Source organism: Aedoeadaptatus nemausensis, assembly GCF_903819165.1.
Lineage (GTDB): Bacteria > Bacillota > Clostridia > Tissierellales > Peptoniphilaceae > Aedoeadaptatus > Aedoeadaptatus nemausensis.
On record NZ_CAIJCS010000017.1, the window covers coordinates 1 to 245 of the forward strand.

Annotated in this window: 1 protein-coding gene; it reads left to right on the forward strand. The window is 38.0% G+C overall.

The genetic code is table 11. From position 1 onward, the window contains the following. Positions 1–53: 53 nt before the first annotated feature. On the forward strand, positions 54–245 hold a 192-nt coding region (locus tag PEPTYR26121_RS04355; RefSeq protein ID WP_180499621.1), incomplete at its 3' end, for a helix-turn-helix domain-containing protein.

Consider the following 245-nt stretch of genomic DNA (forward strand, 5'->3'; position numbering starts at 1 on the left):
TGCACTGACCCCCAAAAGTTGGACCAAGAAATCCAACCTTCGGGGGTCTTTTAATGGCAAAATATAGTTATGAATTGAAGAAGAAAATTGTCGAAGAATACTTGTCCGGGAAGACAAGTTATCAAGCATTAGCTATGAAATACAACATTGAGAAATCCGCTCTCAAACTATGGGTGAATAATTACAAACATTTTGGCGATGAAGGTTTAATGCGCTCTAGAAATAATCGTGAGTACAGTGTAGAG